The 19,990-nt window shown below is 68.2% G+C and carries 16 protein-coding genes; 6 read left to right on the forward strand and 10 right to left on the reverse strand.

From position 1 onward, the window contains the following. Positions 1–468: 468 nt before the first annotated feature. On the reverse strand, positions 469–1,797 hold the full coding sequence (gene icd / locus ACTJJK_RS16615; RefSeq protein WP_031372593.1) for an isocitrate dehydrogenase (NADP(+)): 1,329 nt from the start codon (positions 1,795–1,797) through the stop codon (positions 469–471). A gap of 243 nt (positions 1,798–2,040) precedes the next feature. Between icd and ACTJJK_RS16620 the strand changes: the two genes are divergently transcribed. Further along, positions 2,041–2,619 (forward strand): hypothetical protein, encoded by a 579-nt coding sequence (locus tag ACTJJK_RS16620; protein ID WP_031372592.1) that lies wholly within the window; start codon positions 2,041–2,043, stop codon positions 2,617–2,619. On the opposite strand, the gene ACTJJK_RS16625 is transcribed toward ACTJJK_RS16620, so the two are convergent. Both ACTJJK_RS16625 and ACTJJK_RS16630 read right to left on the reverse strand, forming a co-directional pair. After that, entirely contained in the window at positions 2,609–3,034 is a 426-nt protein-coding gene (locus tag ACTJJK_RS16625; RefSeq protein ID WP_081930978.1) for a YkgJ family cysteine cluster protein, read from the reverse strand. The two genes, ACTJJK_RS16620 and ACTJJK_RS16625, sit on opposite strands and share 11 nt — an antisense overlap. Positions 3,035–3,245: 211 nt before the next feature. Further along, positions 3,246–3,953 carry a UPF0149 family protein gene (locus ACTJJK_RS16630; protein WP_440730733.1) on the reverse strand — a complete coding sequence of 236 codons (708 nt, stop codon included), beginning with the start codon at positions 3,951–3,953 and terminating at the stop codon, positions 3,246–3,248. A gap of 71 nt (positions 3,954–4,024) precedes the next feature. Here ACTJJK_RS16630 and ACTJJK_RS16635 point away from each other — a divergent pair, with 71 nt between their 5' ends. Beyond that, on the forward strand, positions 4,025–4,423 hold the full coding sequence (locus ACTJJK_RS16635; protein ID WP_223619120.1) for a YchJ family protein: 399 nt from the start codon (positions 4,025–4,027) through the stop codon (positions 4,421–4,423). Between the two features lie 216 nt (positions 4,424–4,639). On the opposite strand, the gene ACTJJK_RS16640 is transcribed toward ACTJJK_RS16635, so the two are convergent. From ACTJJK_RS16640 to ACTJJK_RS16660, 5 genes are all read right to left on the reverse strand, one after another. Then, a complete protein-coding gene (locus ACTJJK_RS16640; RefSeq protein ID WP_031372588.1) occupies positions 4,640–5,131 on the reverse strand; it encodes a hypothetical protein in 492 nt (163 codons plus the stop codon). Positions 5,132–5,183: 52 nt separating this feature from the next. After that, the gene (locus tag ACTJJK_RS16645; RefSeq protein ID WP_440730734.1) at positions 5,184–5,486 is read right to left on the reverse strand and encodes a LysM peptidoglycan-binding domain-containing protein; all 303 of its coding nucleotides are present in this window, start codon (positions 5,484–5,486) and stop codon (positions 5,184–5,186) included. A gap of 159 nt (positions 5,487–5,645) precedes the next feature. Next, positions 5,646–6,458: an NADPH-dependent 7-cyano-7-deazaguanine reductase QueF gene (gene queF, locus ACTJJK_RS16650; protein ID WP_440730735.1), complete on the reverse strand. Its 813-nt coding sequence runs from the start codon at positions 6,456–6,458 to the stop codon at positions 5,646–5,648. Between the two features lie 348 nt (positions 6,459–6,806). Continuing rightward, a complete protein-coding gene (locus ACTJJK_RS16655) occupies positions 6,807–8,156 on the reverse strand; it encodes a M20 family metallopeptidase (protein ID WP_440730736.1) in 1,350 nt (449 codons plus the stop codon). A 243-nt stretch (positions 8,157–8,399) separates the two neighbouring features. Next, a complete protein-coding gene (locus tag ACTJJK_RS16660) occupies positions 8,400–9,725 on the reverse strand; it encodes an amidohydrolase (RefSeq protein ID WP_031372584.1) in 1,326 nt (441 codons plus the stop codon). A 343-nt stretch (positions 9,726–10,068) separates the two neighbouring features. Between ACTJJK_RS16660 and ACTJJK_RS16665 the strand changes: the two genes are divergently transcribed. Beyond that, on the forward strand, positions 10,069–12,207 hold the full coding sequence (locus ACTJJK_RS16665; protein ID WP_440730737.1) for a TonB-dependent siderophore receptor: 2,139 nt from the start codon (positions 10,069–10,071) through the stop codon (positions 12,205–12,207). A 424-nt stretch (positions 12,208–12,631) separates the two neighbouring features. Here ACTJJK_RS16665 and ACTJJK_RS16670 read toward each other — a convergent pair whose 3' ends face one another. After that, on the reverse strand, positions 12,632–13,624 hold the full coding sequence (locus tag ACTJJK_RS16670) for an aldo/keto reductase (RefSeq protein ID WP_440730772.1): 993 nt from the start codon (positions 13,622–13,624) through the stop codon (positions 12,632–12,634). A 289-nt stretch (positions 13,625–13,913) separates the two neighbouring features. On the opposite strand from ACTJJK_RS16670, the gene ACTJJK_RS16675 reads away from it, so the two are divergent. Together ACTJJK_RS16675 and ACTJJK_RS16680 are read left to right on the forward strand one after the other, a co-directional pair. Further along, on the forward strand, positions 13,914–14,807 hold the full coding sequence (locus tag ACTJJK_RS16675; RefSeq protein ID WP_223619116.1) for a LysR family transcriptional regulator: 894 nt from the start codon (positions 13,914–13,916) through the stop codon (positions 14,805–14,807). A 112-nt stretch (positions 14,808–14,919) separates the two neighbouring features. Further along, entirely contained in the window at positions 14,920–16,251 is a 1,332-nt protein-coding gene (locus ACTJJK_RS16680; protein WP_440730738.1) for an APC family permease, read from the forward strand. 11 nt (positions 16,252–16,262) lie between these two features. Here ACTJJK_RS16680 and ACTJJK_RS16685 read toward each other — a convergent pair whose 3' ends face one another. Continuing rightward, complete coding sequence (locus ACTJJK_RS16685; RefSeq protein WP_440730739.1) at positions 16,263–17,975, reverse strand: serine hydrolase domain-containing protein; 1,713 nt, start codon at positions 17,973–17,975, stop codon at positions 16,263–16,265. A 251-nt stretch (positions 17,976–18,226) separates the two neighbouring features. Between ACTJJK_RS16685 and ACTJJK_RS16690 the strand changes: the two genes are divergently transcribed. Further along, on the forward strand, positions 18,227–19,984 hold the full coding sequence (locus ACTJJK_RS16690; RefSeq protein WP_440730740.1) for an MFS transporter: 1,758 nt from the start codon (positions 18,227–18,229) through the stop codon (positions 19,982–19,984). The last annotated feature ends 6 nt before the right edge of the window (positions 19,985–19,990 follow it).

Below are 19,990 nucleotides of genomic sequence, written 5' to 3' on the forward strand. Positions count from 1 at the left end.
TCCCTTGGTCGCGACTCACGTCGCTCCTACAGAGGGTTGCGCCGGAGCCGGCGCGAGACCGACGCAGCGCGGTCGCGGCTCGTGACCGAAGGAAATCCAGTAGGACGCCGCTCCTACCCTCGCGACGGCACGCCGCTTCGAGGAATGGCGTAGGCGCTGTTACTCCTGCTGGTCCCTTGGTCGCGACTCACGTCGCTCCTACAGAGGGTTGCGCCGGAGCCGGCGCGAGACCGACGCAGCGCGGTCGCGGCTTGTGACCGAAGGAAATCCAGTAGGACGCCGCTCCTACCCTCGCGACGGCACGCCGCTTCGATGAATGGCGTAGGCGCTGTCACTCCTGCTGGTCCCTTGGTCGCGACTCACGTCGCTCCTACCCTTAAGCAGATCGACGGCTTTGCGGCGCACAGACCCCGCCAAAACAAAGGGGCGCCGAAGCGCCCCTTTGTACGATCGTCGTCGGCGACCCGATTACAGGTGCTTGATGATCTCGTCGGCGAACTCCGAGCACTTGACCTCGGTCGCGCCGTCCATCAGACGGGCGAAGTCGTAGGTCACGCGCTTGCTGGCGATCGCCTTGTCCATCGCGGCGATGATGGCATCGGCCGCTTCGGTCCAGCCCAGGTAACGCAGCATCATCTCGCCCGACAGGATCACCGAACCCGGGTTGACCTTGTCCAGGCCGGCGTACTTCGGCGCGGTGCCGTGGGTCGCCTCGAACACGGCGTGGCCGGTCACGTAGTTGATGTTCGCGCCCGGGGCGATGCCGATACCGCCGACCTGTGCGGCGAGCGCGTCGGACAGGTAGTCGCCGTTGAGGTTCAGCGTCGCCGACACGTCGTACTCCTTCGGACGCAGCAGAATCTGCTGCAGGAAGGCGTCGGCGATGGCGTCCTTGATGACCAGGCCCGCGCCCGGCTTGCCTTCCGGAATCACGTGCCACGGGCCGCCGTCGAGTTCGACCGCGCCGAAGTAGTCACGCGCCACCTGGTAGCCCCAGTCACGGAAGCCACCTTCGGTGTACTTCATGATGTTGCCCTTGTGGACCAGGGTCACCGACTTGCGCTTGTTCTCGATCGCGTAGGAAATCGCGCTGTGCACCAGGCGCTCGGTGCCGAGGCGGCTGACCGGCTTGATGCCCAGGCCGACTTCGACCGGCAGCTCGCGCGCCGGAGCGCCGATGGCCTGCAGTTCGCCGAGCCACGCCGCGTTCTTCTCGGCGGTGCCGAAGCGGATCTTGTCGAATGCCTGCGGGAACTCCTTCTGCAGGAAATCCAGCACTTTCTGCGAGTCGGCGCTGCCGCCGGCCCATTCGATGCCGGCGTAGATGTCCTCGGTGTTCTCGCGGAAGATCACCATGTCGACGTCGCCCGGCTTCTTGACCGGCGAGGGCACGCCTTCGAACCAACGCACCGGGCGCAGGCAGACGTACAGGTCGAGCATCTGGCGCAGGGCGACGTTGAGGGAACGGATGCCGCCGCCGACCGGCGTGGTCAGCGGACCCTTGATGCTGACCAGGTAGTCGCGGCAGGCCTGCACGGTGCCGTCCGGCAGCCAGGTGCCATAGGTGTTGTTGGCTTTTTCGCCGGCGAAGACCTCGACCCATTCGATCTTCTTCTGGCCGCCGTAGGCCTTGGCGACCGCGGCGTCGAGCACGCGCACCGAAGCGCGCCAGATGTCCGGGCCGGTGCCGTCGCCTTCGATGAACGGGATGATCGGACGATCCGGCACGTTGAGGCCGGTCGGGGTCTTGGTGATCTTGGCGCCGCCTGCGGGCGGCGTCGCTACGAACTCGGTCATTACGATCTCCAGTGGGGCCGCCGTGCGCTGGCGCACGGGGCGGAGCAGGGTCCTTGCGGAAAGCGGTGCGGCTGCGATCCGGCCCGCCATTGTCGCGGTTCGGGCGGGGCGAGGCAAAGACCGGACGGGTATAAGGCCGACGCGCTATGGAATGATGCGTCCCGGGCTTGCCCTGGACGGGCCCGGCTCATTGCTGCAGCGGCCGAGTCGTCGACCGCTCGAACCATCCGTGGAGGACCTGCGATGCAAACGGAGCAAACCGACTCGGCGCTGCCGGAATTGACCGAAGCCTGCGAGGACGGTTTCGTCGACTGCACCTTCAAGATCGAAGATCTGCGCTCGGATGCGGATCACTACTACTTCCGCATGTCGGCGCGTCACGAGGGCGAGATCGTCGGGCTGGACGCGCGACTGGTGAAGCGGATCGGTCCGGGATTCGATGCCGACATGCACCTGCGGCAAGAGCACGTCTACGGCGAAGGCCTGGTGCTGTCGTCGACCGGTGCGGCCAGCGACCGCCTGATCCGCGCGTTGGCGAAGCTGTACGCGATCGAGCCGTTCGAGCGCGTCGCCGCCGCGAGCGAGTCCTACACCTTGATCGCGCTGCAGCAGGAAGACACCGAGCTGGAAACCCATGCGGTCCGGGCCAAGATCTTCGGCCGCGACCAGGACGAAGCCGCGCTCGACGAGGATTACTACGAGAGCTTCTTCCACATCGACCTGCCCAACGGTTATGTCCATTGGAACGAAAAAGACGCCGACTACCGCGAGCCCTTGCTGAGGGCGTGGAGCGGGGCCGCCGTGGATCGGTCTAGTCCGTAGCGTTCGCCGAACGGTGGGTCATTGCGTTCGTGCTCGGGCGGTCGTGATCCGTAACGGACCGCGCGCTCGCCGACCAATGCTGCGGCGATAACGGCTCCAAGCCATACGCTGCCCGCGCCTGATCGCATTGCGGGCTTGGTCGCCCGTCTTCCCACGCGGGGTACAGCTCGCGGCAGGGCGAAGGGCGCAGCGGGTAGATGCCGCACTGGGCGTCGGCGCCGACCGTGCCGCGCAGGGAATGGCAATGGATGCGGCCGGCATAGGTGCCGCGCATGACCACGCGGTGCGGGTCGAGGACTTCGGTCGCGGCGCTCGGGGTGAGGCCGTCCGGGTGGGCGTCGGTTTCGCTCCAGTGGAAGGCGACGCGGAAATGGGCGCAGCAGGCGCCGCAGTGCAGGCAGGGATGGGTCGACATCGCCGAACGGAACCGATGGGATCGGCGCCATTTTCTCATCGGCCCCGGCGCGGCCGGCAAGAGGCGCCGGCGATGCGGCGGGTGCGTTTCGAGTCAGCGGTTATGGCTATGGACACGAAACCGATCGGGGCCGCAGCGACGATGTCGATGCGGCCCCGCTGCATGGCGAGCTGCGATGGCGCAGCGGTGGCCGTGCTTCAGCGCGCGCGGCTCAGGCGCCGCAGCACTTCTTGTACTTCTTGCCGCTGCCGCAGGAGCAGGGGTCGTTGCGGTCCGGGGTCTCGACGCGGCGCAGCGGTTCGCGCGGGGTCAGGGCCTCGATGCGGTGGTGGTGCAGGTCGGCCAGCATGCCGGGCAGGCCGGCAACGATCTCCAGGCGCTCGCGGTAGCTGATCGGGGTCGGCGGCGCCGCCGGGTCCTCGCCGAGCACTTCGCCGCTGGCGAGGCGGTCGAACAGGCCGAAGATTTCGTCCATCCAGTCGTTGTCGTCGAGCCACTGGTCCCAGGCCGCTTCGCGCAGCTCGACGCCGCGGAAGAAACCGAAGGCCCAGTCGCGGCCGACGTCGAGTTCGTCCGGGGCATCGGCTTCGGGCTCTTCCGGCAGCCACAGCAGGGGCGCCAGGTGGTCGGGCAGGTCGTCGTCGCCGTGGCAGACGCGCGAGCTGACCATGTTCCAATGGCCGAGCAGCAGCGCCTGGATCTCGTCGGCCTCGGCCTGGTCGTTCCAGCGCGGCGCCTTGCCGCCCCAGACCACCGGCTGCCATTCCTCGGCCGTCGGCTGTTCGGGGCTGACCGCCAGGGCCGACAGGAAGCCGTCCAGCGCTTCCAGATTGAAGCCCTTGTGGGGCACGGCGCGCTGATCGAGCAGGTCGGCCAGGCGTTCGATCTGCTCGTCGTCGAGGTAGGCAGGCGGTTTCATGGCGGGGCTCGGGACAGGGGAGAGGACGCGCATGGTAGTCGCAGCGGCGTGCTTGCGACGAAAATATCGCCATGACCGCCCGTATCGCGTTGCCCGCCGCCTGCCCCTGCGACCCTTCGCGCCGCTATGCCGACTGCTGCGGCCGGCTGCATGCCGGGGCCGCCGCCGCTACCGCCGAGGCCCTGATGCGCTCGCGCTACAGCGCCTACGCCTTGGGCGACCTGGAGTACCTGCGGGCCAGCTGGTTCCCGGACACCTGCCCCAGCGAGCTCGATTTCGAGCCGGGGGTGCGCTGGCTCGGCCTGGACGTGAAGCGGCACCGTCTCGACGGCGAGGACGCGGCGACGGTCGAATTCGTCGCCCGTTATCGGGTCGGCGGCGGTTCGGCGGCGCGCCTGCACGAGCTCAGCCGTTTCGTCCGGGTCGAGGGGCGCTGGCTGTACGTGGACGGGGAGTTTCCGCAGGGGTAGTGGCGGGTTCGGCTCCGCGGAATCGATGCGGGGTTGGCGCAGCAGGAGCAAATCCTCCGGCCCCCTTTTTCAAAAGGGGGAACCCGTTTGCTGAAGTTCTGAAGCGATCTGCTGCATGCCCCTGGTCCATCGGCGATTACGGATCGCACGGACAAAAAAAGGGCGCGGCAGTGAGCCGCGCCCGGGCTTGCCCGCCCATGAGGCGGAGAGAGAGGGTTACTTCACTTCGAGTTCGGTGGTGTTGGCCACGGCGCCGTTGGCGCTGATCTCGACCTTGTACTTGCCGGCCGGCCACGGCGAAGCCTTGGCGAACTGGAAGTTGGTGGTTTCGGCACCGGTGGTGTTGAGGGTCTGCTTCTCTTCGCCGGCGGTCTGGCCGTCCTGATAGACGAGCTTGGCGGCCACTTCGGCGTTGCTTGCGGTGCCGTCGGTGGCGACCGAGGCGACGATCTTGTCGGTCGGCTTGAAGCTGGTGGTCGGCGCGGCGATCTTCTTGTCCGGACCGGCGGCGGTGCCCAAGGTCACCGACACCACGCTCAACGCGGCCGGGGCCGGAGCGGGTTCGACCGGAGCCGGAGCCGGGGTTTCGGTCGGGGCCGGAGCCGGTGCGGGCGCTACCGCTTCTTCCTTCTTCTTGCAGCCGGCCAGAGCCAACGCGGCCACGAGGGCAGCGGCAACGGCGTAATGCGTACGATTGCGGATCAACATGGTGGATCTCCTGGAAAGACGATGGTGATGATGGTGAAACGCAGTCGACGGATCAGTCGTTGATGGTCGGAATCTTGAGGATCTGGCCGGGCTGGATCTGGTCGGGATCGTCGAGCTGATCGCGATTGGCCTCGAAGATCGCGTTCCACTTGCTCGCCTTGCCGTAGAACTGTTTGGCGATATGCGAAAGCGTGTCGCCCTTTTCGACCGTATAGGTCTGTTCGCCGACTTTTTCCGCAGTCGTATCGACCGTCACCGTCACGTCGGAGAAGTCGGCCTTCTCGACTTTCTCCGCGGTGGTATCGACATTGGTGGTCACATCGGAAAAATCGGCTTTCTTGTCCGGGGTAGTCATGGGTTGAGGGCTCCTGCCGAAGTGGCGAGCGCAACATGACATGCGGCTTGTTAAAAATGTATAGCGCCGGCGTGAACTCACATTACAAAACTGAATAATGTGATTCTGCGCATTCAGCGCAGCGGACGGCCCGGCCCAGAGGCCGGGCTCAAAGGCACATTACTGGCGTTCGTCGCGGCCGACGCTCGGACGCGACAGGCCCGGGCTGCCGCGCCAGGGGTTGATGTCCAAGCCGCCGCGGCGGGTGTAGCGCGCCTCGACCGACAGCCACTGTGGCTGGCAGCGGCGGCTGAGGTCGGAATGGATGCGTTCGACGCATTGCTCGTGGAACTCGGCGTGGTCGCGGAACGAGACCAGATAGCGCAACAGCGCGGCGCGATCGAGCTTGGGGCCGCGATAGGCGATGACCACCCGCGCCCAATCCGGTTGACCGGTGACCGGACAATTCGACTTGAGCAGCGCGCTGCCGAGGGTTTCCTCGACGATCTCGCCGGCATCGGCGGCGAGGTGCTCGGCGTTCGGTGGGCCGTAGTCGTCGATCGCGACGTCGAGCTCGTCGATCGACTCGACGCCGTCGGCGGTGTCGATCGGCGGCAGGCCGAATGCGACCTCGACCGGCGCGCCGGCGGCGGCCGACAGATCGCGGGCGATGGTCGCCAGGACCACGCCATCGTCGTCGAAGCGGGTGGCATTGAAGGAGTTGAGGTAGAGCTTGAGCGACTTGGACTCGATCAGCTGCGGCGAAGTCGCCGGCACCGACAGGGTCGCGGTGGCGACGCGCGGCTTGCCGCGAGCGTCCAGCCAGCTCAGCTCGTAGGCGTGCCAGCGGTCGATGCCGACGAAGGGCAGGGCGTCGTCGGCCAGGCCGATATGGGCGCGGCCGAGCGAACGGGCGATCGGAAACAGCAGCGAGGCGTCGTACTCGCGCGGGTAATCGACGTGGCGGCCGAGGGGGAGGTCATGGGAGGTCATGGCGACATTTTAGCCGCTGGCGGTGGGGAGGCCCGTTAGGATCGGTTGCCTGGCCTGCTCCAGCCCGCCGCAACCCCGCCCCAGCCTGGCCTTTGCGTTTCCCTCCTTTGAAAAAGGGGGGAGGGGGATTTGCTGGTGCTTGCGGCGCATCGCGCCGAACAGCAAATCCCCCGCGCCGACAGACGACGCGCACTTCGAACACAGGCCGGGCGCTTGCCCCCTTTGTCAAAGGGGGCAGGGAGTTACGCAGGGCGAGTGGTTGGTGTTGCGCATCTCGCCGGTGTTGCGCCTTCTGACTTGCCTCGGCTGTTCCCCCTTTGGAAAAGGGGGCCGGGGGTGCTTCCCGCCTTAGCCCGCCGCCTTCGCCCCATGCAGATAGTCCAGCGTCACCTGCAGCATCGCGCGCAGGCCGACGTCGAGCGAGCTCTCGTCGAGCTTGAACTTCGGCGAATGGTTGCTCGGCGCGGTGGCCGCGTCGACGCCCGGCGCGGTCGCGCCGACGAAGAAGAACATCGCCGGCACCTCCTTGGCGTAGTACGAGAAGTCCTCGGCGCCCATCACCAGCGGCATCTCGACCACGTTGGCGTCGCCGGCCACGGCCTTGAGGCTCGGCAGCATGCGCGCGGTCAGGGCCGGGTCGTTGTAGGTCACCGGGTTGCCGTCCTGGTCGGGCACCGTAGCCTCGGCCTGGGCGCCGTGGGCGGCGCTGACGTGTTCGGCGACGTTCTTGAGGTCCTTGAAGATCGCCTGACGCATGCCCTCGTCGAAGGTGCGGATGGTGCCGATCATTTCGACGTCGTCGGGAATGATGTTGTAGCGGATGCCGCCCTTGATTGCGCCGAAGCTCACCACCGCCGGCAGCTTGGCGATGTTGGTGCGGCGGCTGACGATGGTCTGGGCGCTGCCGATCACGTCGGCGGCGGCGACGATCGGGTCGACCCCGGCCCAGGGCGCCGAGCCGTGGGTCTGGCGGCCCTTGATCTTGATGGTGAACCGGTCGGACGCCGCCATCAGCGGGCCCTGGCGCACGCCGAGCTGGCCGGCCGACAGGGTCGAGAACACGTGCAGGCCGAACATGGCCTCGGGCTTGAAGTCCTTGAACAGCCCGTCCTTGAGCATCAGCGAAGCGCCGCCCTCTTCGTCGGCGGGCGCGCCCTCTTCGGCCGGCTGGAACACCAGCATCACCTGGCCCGGCAGGTCTTTCTTCATCGCCACCAGGGCGTCGGCGATGCCGAGCAGGATGCCGGTGTGGGCGTCGTGGCCGCAGGCGTGCATCACCCCGACGGTTTCGCCGCGGAAGTTCGCCGTGGCCTTGGACGCGAACGGCAGATCGACCTGCTCGGTGACCGGCAGCGCGTCCATGTCGGCGCGCAGGGCGATCTTCGGCCCGGGCTTGCCGCCTTCGATGATCGCGACCACGCCGTGGCGGGCGATGCCGGTGCGCGGCTTGAGGCCGAGCTTGCGCAGATGCTCGGCGACCTTGGCCGCGGTGCGCTCCTCGCGGTTGGACAGCTCCGGATGCTGGTGGAAGTCGCGGCGCCAGGCGATCACATCGGCCTTGAGCTGGGCGGCGGCGGCTTTCACCTCGGGGCGTTCGGCCGATGCCGCGGCGGTTTGCGCCGTGGCGGCGAGCGGGAGGGCGGCGAAGGCGGAGCAGCTCAGGACGCAACTCAAGGCGACGGACAGCGGACGCTTCATCGACGGACTCCGGCAGGAAAGTCCCGATCCTAGCCGATGCCCGCCGGCGGGGCTGCGCGACCTTGGTCGGTTCGGTTCGCCCCGCCCCGTGTTCATCGAATCGCGGGGCACCCCCTGTAGGAGCGACGCAAGTCGCGACCGCGAAACCGCGCCTGCGTCGTAACCCCCATGCCGTGATCGCGGCTTGTGACCGAAGGAAATCCGCTAGGACGCCGCTCCTACCCGTTGCAGCGTAGGCCCGCTCTAACCGCCGTGCAGATAATCCAGCGCCACCTGCAGCATCGTCTTGGTGCCGACTTCGAGCGCGCCCTCGTCGAGCAGGAACTGTGGCGAATGATTGATCGGCGCCTTGGCCGGGTCGATGCCCGCCGCGGTCGAGCCGACGAAGAAATAGAACCCCGGCACGGTGTTGGCGAACTGCGAGAAATCCTCGGCCACGGTCACCATCGCCGACTCCTTCACCCGCGCCTCGCCGGCCGCGCGCTGCAGGGACGGCAGCACGCGCCGAGTCAGGGCCGGGTCGTTGATCGTCGCCGGCGCGTTGTTGACCACCTGTAACTCGGCGCTGGCGCCGGCGGCGTGGGCGTAGTCCTCGGCGGTGCGGCGCAGGCGCGCGATCACGTCCTCGCGCACCGCCGCATCGAAGGTGCGCAGGGTGCCGACCAACTTGGCTTCGTCGGGAATGATGTTGAAGCGCACCCCGGCATTGAACTGGCCGGCGGTCAGCACCACCGGAGTCGCGGCGATGTTGACCTGGCGTGCGATCAGGCTCTGGCTGGCGAGCAGGATCTGCGCACCGACGGTGATCGGGTCCACGCCGTCCCAGGGGCGCGAGCCGTGGGTCTGCTTGCCGCGCACGGTCAGGCTCCATTCGTCGGCGCTGGCGAGCATCGGCCCGCTGCGGTAGCCGACCTCGCCGACACTCAAGCCGGCCCAGACGTGCAGCCCGAACACCGCCTCGGGCTTGAACGCCTTGAACACGCCTTCGCTGAGCATCATCGCCGCACCGAACGGCGCGCCCGCCACCGGCGGGCCTTCTTCGGCCGGCTGGAACACGAACATCACCTCGCCGGGCAGTTGCTCTTTCTGCGCCGCCAGCGCGGTGGCGACACCGAGCAGGATCGCGACATGCGCGTCGTGGCCGCAGGCGTGCATCACCCCGACCGGCTGGCCGCGGTAGTCGGCCTTGACCTGCGAAGCGAACGGTAGCCCGGCCGGCTCGGTCACCGGCAGCGCATCCATGTCGGCACGGATCGCGATGCGCGGCCCCGGCTTGCCGCCCTTGAGCACGGCGATCACGCCGGTGTGGGCGATGCCGGTACGCGGCTGCAGACCGAGCTTGCGCAACTGGTCGGCGATGAGCTTGGCCGTGCGCACTTCGTGCTGGCCGAGTTCCGGGTGCTGATGGATGTCGCGGCGCCAGGTCACGACCTGGTCGCGCACCTGCTGCGCGGCCTCGGCGACCTGCGCAGGTTCCGCGGCCGTGGCAGCGATGGCGGATTCTGCAGCCAGGCAGGACAAGGCCGCAGTGAGCGCGACCGACAGTGCGCGCAGGGAAACGAGTCGCATCGGAGCTCTCGACGACGAAGGGGAGAAACGCAGCCTGCCTGGGCGGGACGGCTGCGCCAAGTCCTGTGCCGGCGTTGGCGGCAGACCGAGTACGAACGGCATCCGAGCGACTGTGGACGGGTACTGCGGCGCTCGACAGCTTCACTGCACGGGCGCCAGATTGCGCCGCCGCCGTATCGGGGTAAAATGAGAATGATTATTGTTCGTGACTACGGCGCGCCCGGAATTCCAGGGTCCTGCCACCGGCCGCGTCGCGCTTGGTCGCGACCGTCCGGCGACGACGCCCAGGGACGCGCCGCGCGCGTTCCGTACCTTCCGACTCCCTTTCTACAGGCTTCCGTCCATGCCGTTCTCGTCCGCATCGAACCCGACCGCGCTGCCGCAGGCGATCCGTCTGGCTCTGTTGGGTTTGTCGCTGCTGCTCGGCGCGTTCGCCGCGCGGGCGGCCGAACCGACCGAGGCGAGCGATCCGACCACGCTCGACGAGGTGCAGGTGCGCGCGCCGATCGCCAGGCGCAGCCAGACCGTGACCAAGACCGACACCTCGCTGATCGAGGTGCCGCAGTCGATCTCGGTGGTGACTGCGCAGCAGATGCGCGACCGCGGTATCCAGGGGGTCGAGGAAGCGGTCTGGTACACCGCCGGCGCGCAGGGCGGCGGCTACGGCCAGGACACCCGCAGCGACTGGCTGTTGGTGCGCGGTTTCAGCCCGGCGCGCTACATGGACGGGCTGGCCTTGACCGACGGCGTCTGGACCGGCGGCACCCGCATCGAGCCCTACGGCCTTGAACGCCTGGAAGTGCTGAAGGGGCCGTCGTCGGTGTCGTACGGGGCGATGCCGCCGGGCGGCCTGGTCAATATGGTGAGTAAGCGCCCGGTCGCCGAGCCGCTGCGCGAAGTCGAAGTCACCGTCGGCAACTACGATCTGCGCCAGGCGGCGTTCGATTTCGGCGGCCCGCTCGGCGACAGCGGCCGCTGGACCTACCGGCTCACCGGCCTGGCGCGCAACAGCGACAACCACGTCGACTACGTCCACGACGATCGCTACTTCTTCGCCCCGGCTTTGACTTGGAAACCGAGCGAAGCGACCTCGCTGACCTGGCTCGCGCGCTACCAGAAGGCCGACACCGCCCAGGGCGGCGGTTTCCTACCGGCTGCCGGCACCTTGCTTGCGAACCCGAACGGCAAGATTCCGAGCCATCGCTACACCGGCGAGCCGGGCTGGAACGATTACCTCAAGACCATGACCTCGGTCGGCTACGAATTCAGCCACCGCTTCGGCGGCGCGCTCGAGTTCCGCCAGAACCTGCGCTACGGCAAGGTCGAGGTCGACCACGACGCCGGCGTCGGCGCATTCGGCCTGCAGGCCGACCAGCGCACGCTGACGCGCTACTACTTCCCGCTCGAGGAGGAGTCGACCTCGTTCGCGGTCGACAACAACCTGCAGTGGAACCTCGATGCCGGCGCCTGGCGCCACACCGTCCTGGCCGGCGTCGACTACCGCCGCCTCAACAGCGACTACGCCTCGGCGTTCGCCTTCGGCGCGCCGTCGCTGGATATCTTCGCTCCGGTCTACGGCGCCGCCATCGTCAAGCCGGCCTATACCTCGCGCCAGGACAAGACCCAGCAGCAGCTCGGGCTATACCTGCAGGACCAGATCGAGATCGACCGCTGGGTGATCACCGCCGCCGGGCGCCAGGACCGCGTGCGCACCCGCACCGAACAACTGCTGGCCACGCCGGTCGCGCGCGAACGCCAGAGCGACAGCCGCTTCTCTGGCCGTCTCGGCGTGAACTACCTGTTCGATTCGGGCTGGGCGCCGTACCTGGCCTGGTCGCAATCGTTCGAGCCGACCGTGGGCGTCGACTTCGCCGGGCAATCGTTCCGGCCGACCACAGGCGAACAGATCGAAGCCGGATTGAAGTTCCAGCCGGCCAGCGGCCGCGCGCTGGCGACTCTGGCGGTCTACGAGATCAAGCAGGAAAACACCCTGACGGTCGACCCGAACCACACCTTGTTCTCGGTGCAGCAGGGCCAGACCCGAGTGCGCGGCGCCGAACTCGAAGGCCGCTGGAACCTGCGCAACGGCCTGAGCCTGTACGGCGCCTACACCTATACCGACAGCGAGGTGACGCGGACCAACGACGCCGCCGCGCTCGGCAAGCAGATCGCCCTGCAACCGCGCAACGTCGCTTCGCTGGGCGCCGACTACACGATTCCCTACGGCCCCTTGTCGGGTCTGGGCGTCGGCGCCGGCGTGCGTTACACCGGCGAGCACTACGGCGATATCTACAACCAGTGGAAGACCCCGTCCTACACCGTGTTCGACGCCTCGCTGCGCTACGACCTGCAGAACTGGCGCTTCCAGCTCAATGCCAGCAACCTCACCGACAAGGAATACATCAGCGTCTGCAACAGTGCGGCGTGGTGCTACTACGGCTACCCGCGCACGGTGACGGCGACGGTGCGCTACCAGTGGTGACCGACGCTTTAGCCGTTGCAGTTCCCCCCTTTGGAAAAGGGGGGTAGGGGGGATTTGCTTTTGCGCATCAGTGCGCATCACGCCGAGAAGCAAATCCCCCGCGCTGAAGATGCATCTGGCTTCGTGCTCGCGTAAAGCGCTGGCCCCCTTTTTCAAAGGGGGCAATGGAGTACGCGCTTGCGGTCGGCCGCAAACCAGCCGCTGACTTCATTGTCCGAATAGCCGTTGCAGTTCCCCCTTTGAAAAAGGGGGGCAGGGGGATTTGCTTTTGCGCATCTAGTGCGAATCACGCCGAGAAGCAAATCCCCCGCGCCGCAACCCGTTTCGGACCTAGTGCCGGCGCAGGGCGCTGGCCCCCTTTTTCAAAGGGGGCAACGGATTACGCGCTTGTTGTCGAAAACAGCCGCAAACCAGCCGCTAAACCTCAGCGCCCGATCAGCGCCATGCCGACCGCGGTGTAGCGGTCGCCGGCGATCGCGTCCGGGCGGAACACCGTGTCGAGTGCGGCGAGTTCGTCGGGCGACAACATCACCTGCAAGGCGCCCAAGTTGTCTTCCAGGTACTTGCGGCGCTTGGTGCCGGGGATCGGCACGATGTGCTCGCCCTGCGCCAGCACCCAGGCCAGGGCCAGTTGTGCCGGCGTGCAGCCCTTGTTCGTGGCCAATCGCTTCACCTGTTCGGCCAGTTCCAGGTTGCGGACGAAGTTGTCGCCCTGGAAGCGCGGGGTCGACAGGCGGAAATCGTCGCTTTGCAGCTCGCTCGGGCTGGCGATGTTGCCGGTCAGGAAGCCGCGGCCCAGCGGGCTGTAGGGGACGAAGCCGATGCCGAGACGCTCGCAGGTCGCGAGCACGTCGTTGCGCTCGGGGTCGCGCGTCCACAACGAATATTCGCTCTGCACCGCGGTGATCGGGTGCACGGCATGCGCGCGCTGCAAGGTCTGCGCCGACGGTTCCGACAGGCCGAGGTAGCGCACCTTGCCCTGTTGCACCAGTTCGGCCATCGCGCCGACGGTGTCCTCGATCGGCACCTCGGCGTCGATGCGGTGCTGGTAGTACAGGTCGATATGGTCGGTGCCCAGGCGCTGCAGGCTGCCTTCGATCGAGCTTCGCACGTATTCGGGGCGGCCGTTGATGCCGCGCAGTTCGGGGCGGTCGGGATCGAACACGATGCCGAACTTGGTCGCCAGGAACACCTGCTCGCGGCGGCCGCGCAAGGCTTTGCCGAGCAGGCGCTCGTTGGTGTGCGGGCCGTACATGTCGGCGGTGTCGAGCAGGGTCACGCCGAGTTCGAGGGCACGGTCGAGGGTGGCGAGCGACTCGCCCTCGTCGGCATCGCCATAGGCGAAGCTCATGCCCATGCAGCCCAGGCCGAGTGCGGAGACGGCCGGGCCGTTGCGGCCGAGGCGGCGGGTCGGGATGGCGGTAGCGTTCATGCGGAGTCCTCTGCGAACGGGGGAGGGGAAAGGCGGAAGCGAACTGGCCGGCGGCGCCGGGCCTTGCAGCACGGCGCGGCGAGGTCGCGACGGACAGGCCGAGCCAATCAGACCGGTCCGATGGGCCCGACCCCGTGTAGGCGATACGGCGTCCTCGTCCCGGGCCGGGTCGGCTGGGGCCAGGAGACAGACGATAGGCCTGGCAGATTGCTGAAAAAACAGGAATTATCCGAATGACTCTTGAAGCATTGCTTCATAATCAACGGTGCCCTGTATGGCTTCCCACCCGCTCCCCGCCGTCATCGCCTTCGCCCGCGTGGCCCACCACGAAAGCTTCACTCGCGCCGCGGCCGAGCTGGAGCTGTCGCCGTCGGCGCTGTCGCAAACCGTACGCACCCTGGAGGCCAAGCTCGGCGTGCGTCTGCTCAACCGCACCACTCGCCGGGTCGGCCTGACCGAGCATGGCGCGCGTTTCCTCGAACAGATCGGCCCGGGGCTGGCCCAGATCGAGGCCGCCTTCGATGACCTCAACGCGGTCCGCGACCGCCCGACCGGGCGCCTGCGCATCAACACCGGCCGGGTCGCCGCGCGCCTGCTGCTCGAACCGAACTTGCCGGCGTTCCTCGCCCGTTATCCGCAGATGCAGGTCGAGGTGTTCGCCGACGACACCCTCGCCGACTTGGTCGCGGGCGGTTTCGACGCCGGCATCCGCCTCGGCGAATGCCTGGCCAAGGACATGATCGCGCTGCCGCTCGGAGGCCCGCAGCGGCAGATCGTGGTCGGGTCGCCGGCCTACTTCGAGCAGCGGACGCACCCGCGCACACCCGAGGAATTGGTCGACCACGAATGCCTGCGCCATCGCCTGCCCGGCAGCGGTCGGCTGATGGCCTGGGAGTTCACCCGCGACGGCCGCGAGTACGAGGTCGACGTCGCCGGGCGGCTGATCTACAACGACAGCAGCCTGGCCTTGAACATGGTCCGTGCCGGCTGCGGCCTGATGCAGGCCTTCGAGCCGATGGTGACCGAGGACCTGCGCAGCGGCGGCCTGGTGCAAGTGCTCGACGCTTACACGCCGGCGTTCCCGGGGTTCCATATCTATTACCCGGCGCGCAAGCAGTTACCGACCAAGCTGCGCGTGTTCGTGGACTTCATGCGCGAGCATTGCTGAGCGGCGATTCGTTCGAGCTTGCGGTCAAGGGCAGGGGGCGCGTTCCGGTCGCATCGCGCTCGCCTTTCGCCGCGGCCCGTGCGAGGCTGCGGCGACCCGCCCGGGACTCGCCATGACCGCAACCGTCGCGCCCGCCGCTCCATCGAAAGCATTGCAGGGCGACGCCGCGCTGGTGCGCGCGCTGGGCCCGTTCCAGCTCGGCGCCTCGATCATCAACATCATCGTCGGCGCCGGCATCTTCATGCTGCCGGCGCTGCTGTCCGGGCGCATGGGCGTCAGCGCGCCGCTGGTGTTCGTCGCCGGCGCCATCGCGATCGTGCCGATCGCGCTGTGCTTCTCGGCCATCGGCAGTCGCGCCGCCGCGACCGGCGGGCCCTATACCTACGTCGGTGCGGCGTTCGGGCCGTTCGCGGGTTTTCTTGCCGGCGCCTTGATGTGGATCTGCAACACCGCCTCCAGCGCCGGTGTCGCCGCGGCGTTGGCCGAGCAGGCCGGCAATGCCTGGGCGGTGCTGCGCGAGCCGCTGCCGCGCGGCGCCTTCATCGCCGCGGTCTACGCGGTCCTGTTCGCGCTCAATGCCTTCGGCGTGCGCCTGGGCGCGCGCATGATCGTGCTGCTGGCGACTTTGAAACTTACCCCGCTGTTCCTGCTGGCGACGCTGGGGCTGTACTTCGTCGACTGGCAGCAGGTCGGCTGGAGCGAGGTGCCGTCGTGGAGCGCGCTCGGTTCGTCGATGGTGCTGGTGGTGTTCGCTTACTCCGGCATGGAAACGGCGCTGGTGCCGACCGGCGAAGTGCGCGACCCGTCGCGCCACGTGCCGCGCGCGACCTTGTCGGCGATCGTGGTGGTGGTGTTGCTTTACGTCGGCATCCAGGTGGTCTGCCAGGGCGTGTTGGGCGCGCGGCTCGCTGCGAGCACCGCGCCGATCGCCGATGCCGCCGGCGCGATCTGGTCGCCCGGCCACGGCCTGTTGCTGCTGACCGCCGGCGTGTCTATGACCGGCTTCCTGATGGGCAATCTGTTCGCGTCATCGCGGCTGCTGTTCGCGCTCGGCCGCGACGGCTACCTGCCGCAGGCCTTCGGCCGCGTCGATGCGCGGCACCACGTGCCGCGCGTGGCGTTAGCGGCGCATGCCGGCATCGCCCTGGCGCTGGCGTGGATGGGCAATTTCGAAACCCTGGCGCTGATCTCCGGCGGCGCCATCTGCCTGCTGTTCGCGGCGGTGTCGATCGCCGCCTGGCGCGCCCAGGCCGTCGATCTACGCGGACCCGGCGAACCCTTCGCGATGCCGGGCGGCGCCTGGGTCATGCCCGCGCTGGCGGTGCTGACGATGGTGGCGATCCTGGCGACGATGACGCGCGCGCAATGGGCAGCGATCGCCGCCTCGCTGGCGGTGCTGGTCGCGTTGTACGGCGTGCTGCGGGTGCTGCGTCGGCGCGGCTGAGCGCGCCGCGCCTACAAACGAGAACAGGCTAGATCGCGCACACGGCCGGCATCGAGCGCGACGCCGTCGATGCGGCCGTCGGCGCCGCGATGGAAACGGTAGCTCAACAGCCCCTGGACGAAGCGGTCGCGTTCCAGCGGTTCCAGGGCGACGGCGGGGAAGCGCGGGTCGAGTTGCTGCAGGGCGCCGTCGACGAGTTCGAACTCGTAGTCGCGTCCGAGCTCGTCGCAGCGATAGCGGCCGGCATAGGCCTGCAATTCGTCGGCCGTAGGCGCGGCGACGTCGACGGCGAGGTAATCCCTGCCGCGGTCGCCGGTGGTCACCGTCATCCTGCGTGGCCGGTCGCGAGTGCGCTCATGGAAGCGCAGCGTGGCGATCGAAGGCGCGCTCAGTTCGAACTCGGTGCTGCCCAAGGGCCGCAGCATGAATTCGTCGTCGAAGTGGTGCAGGGCGAGCCGGCCGTCGGCAAGGACGATCTTGCGCAGCTCGCCGCTTTCGGCATGGCGATAGACGCCGGTCCACTGCTGCAATTGAGCGGGCGTCAGGTGCGCCGACTTGCGCTGCACCGTGGCGCTGTCCTGCGCGAGCGAAGGCGGCAGGCCCAACCACAGGTCGGCGATGCGTTCGGCCCAACGCTGCGGTTGCGCTTCGGCGAAATTGCACAAAGTGGCGACGCTCAGATGCCGCTGCGGGAAACGCAGCAGCTCGGCGCGATACCCGCCCCAGGCGCCGCCATGCCGCACCGTGGCCAGGCCGCGGTACTCGCCCATCTTGAGGCCGAGGCCGTAGTCGATGCGCTTGCCGTCGTCGAGCGCGCCGGCTTGCTGCATCTGCGCGAGCATCGCCGCGGTGCCGACCTTGGGCTCGTAGAAATTGCGGTCCCAGCGCAGCAGGTCGGCGGTGGTGGTGTGCACCGAGCCGTCGCCGACCTGGTCCCAGTGCGGCTGATCGAGCCGGTAGCGTGTCGCGGTGTCGTGCGGCGGCGCGTCCACGGAAGCCTCGGCGCGCGCATAGGCCATCGCGCGACCGGGCACGAGCTCGGCGTGGTCGCGGCGGAAGCGGGTGTCGTGCATGCCGAGCGGGGCGAAGATCCGCTGCTGCGCGAATGCGGGCAGGGATTGCCCGGACACGCGTTCGACGATCCGGCCGGCAAGGAAATAGCCGGAGTTGCTGTACAGATGTTCGCTGCCGGGCGGGAAGTTGAGCGCACGCTGGCGGGTCAACGCGTCCAACGCCTGGGCGTCGGTGGCTTGGTCGTCGAAGGCCGCGCCGCCAAGGATCAGCAGGGCGATATAATCGCGCAGGCCGCTGGTGTGCTGCAGCAACTGACGGATGGTGATCCGACGGCCGTAGTCGGGCATCTCCGGCAGATGCTGGCGGATGTCGTCGTCGAGCGAAAGTTTGCCGTCCTGGGCCAGTAACAACACGCTGGCGGCGGTGAACTGCTTGGAGGTCGAGCCGATGTCGAACACGCTGTGCGGGCCGATCGGCACCCCGAGTTCGAGGCTGGCCATGCCGTAGCCGCGCTGGAACACGATCGCGTCGTCGCGATACACCGCCACCCCGCAACCCGGCGTATCGCGGCGGTTCCATTGCGCGAAGATCGCGTCGGTGGCGGCTTCGAGCGCGCCGCGGTCGGCGGTGTCGGGCGGCGCAGCGTGCGCGGTCGCGAGCGCCAGCAGGGGCAGCGCGAGGGTCGAGGCCAACCATCCGGCAACGCTCATGCGGCGGGTTCCTGGTCGTGTCCCGCGCGAGGCGGCGAGTCCTGTCGAGCGCTGCGCCGGGCGCAGCGGCCCGGCTTGACGGCATGGTCCTCGCGTTGGCGTCCACAGGCTTAGACGCGACGCACACAACGCAGCGGCCACCATGCCGGCATCCGCAGGCCACGCGCTTGATCCTTGACCGCCGGCTGTTGCCTACTAACGGCCTGCATCGCCTTCGTCCGGAACACAGCGGGAGCCGCGCGCCTCGATCCATGGCCAGCACCGCCGCCACCGCCGCGACGCCTTCCGCCTCCGCGCCACCGGCCGGGCCGCCCGCAGCGCCGCTGCCGATGTCGCGCTGGCGCATCGCCGGCTTCGTTTCGATCTCGCTGTTGCTCGGCCTGACCCAGAGCCTGGGCATGAACCTGGTGGCCTCGAACCTGCAACAGGTGCAGGGTGCGCTCGGCGCGACCAGCGCCGAAGCGACCTGGCTGCTGACCGCTTACTTCGCCACCAACATCCCGGCCAGCCTGCTGCTGACCAAGTTCCGCCTGCACTACGGCCTGCGCCTGTTCGCCGACCTGGGCATCGGCCTGTTCGTGGTCGCCGCGGTCGTGCACCTGCTCGCCAACGATCTCGATTCGGCGATCGCCGCGCGCGCGGCGCTGGGCATCGCTGCGGCGCCGTTGAGTTCGCTGACCGTGCTGTACATGGCCGAGGTTTTCGACGGGCCGAAGAAAGTGCTCGGGCTGATGTTCGGCTTCGCCGCACTGCAGACCGGCGCGCCGCTGTCGCGGATCATCGCCGAACCGCTGCTGCTCAACGCGCAATGGCACGGCATCGTGATCTTCGAACTCGGCCTGGCCCTGGCCTGCCTGGCCGCGATCAACCTGCTGCGGGTCACGCCGGCGCCGCGCCAGCCGATGTTCGACCGCCTCGACATCGCCAGCTTCCCGCTCTACGCCTCGGCCATCGCCCTGCTGTGCGTGGTGCTGACCCAGGGCCGGCTGCGCTGGTGGTTCGACACGCCCTGGCTCGGCGAGTGCCTGGTCGCGGCGGTGCTGTGCGGTGCCTTGTTCGTGGTGATCGAGATGAACCGCTCCAGGCCCATGGTCAACATCCGCTGGCTGTTGCACGGCGGCTACATGGTCAGGCTGGGCCTGGCGATCGTGCTCTCGCGCATGGTGCTGTCGGAGCAATCGGTCGGCGCGGTCGGCCTGCTCAACGTGCTGGGTCTGAACAACGAGCAGATGCATACGCTGTTCTGGCTGGTGTTGGCCGGCACCGTGGCCGGCTTCGTCGTCACCCTGCCGTTCCTGCCGAAGCAGCGTTTCGACATGCTCGGCCTGATCGCGGTCGGCCTGGTCGGCATCTGCGCCTGGTTCGATTCGTACGCGACCAACCTGACCCGGCCGGCGAATTTCTACATCACCCAGACCTTGATCGCGATGGCCGCCTCGATGTTCCTGGCCAGCTCGATCCTGCTCGCCCTGGTGCGGGTGGTCGCCGACGGCGTGCGCAACCTGGTCACCTTCATCGTCTTGTTCAGCACCACCAACGCACTCGGCGGCCTGCTCGGTTCGGCGGTGTTGGGTACCTATCTGAGCCAGCGCCAGACCGCGCATTACCAGCATCTGACCCAGTCGCTGACCCTCGGCGATCCGCAGGTGGTGCTGCGCACCCAACAACTCGGCGGCGCGGTCGCGCGCGTGGTCGGCGACAACGCCGCGCGCGGCAACCAGGCGCTGACCTCGCTGAGCCAGCAGGTCGCGCGCGAGTCCTGGGTGCTGGCCTACAACGACGTGTTCCTGGCCGTGGCCTGGCTCGCGCTCGGTGTGCTGGCCTGGGTGCTGCTGCTGAAGTGGCATCTGTGGCGGCGCGGCCACACCGTGGTGAGCTTCGCTTCGCAGGTGCCGGGTCCGTTCGGTCCGCCGGCCGCGGCGGCGCCCGCAGCCGTCCAGGACGAACGTCGCGACACGCCGGGCGAAGCCGCCGCGCTTCCCGCTTCCTCTCCCGTTCCCGCTACCTGATCCGAA

The sequence above is a fragment of the Lysobacter sp. 22409 genome, assembly GCF_052045105.1.
GTDB classification, from domain to species: Bacteria; Pseudomonadota; Gammaproteobacteria; order Xanthomonadales; family Xanthomonadaceae; genus Lysobacter; species Lysobacter antibioticus_B.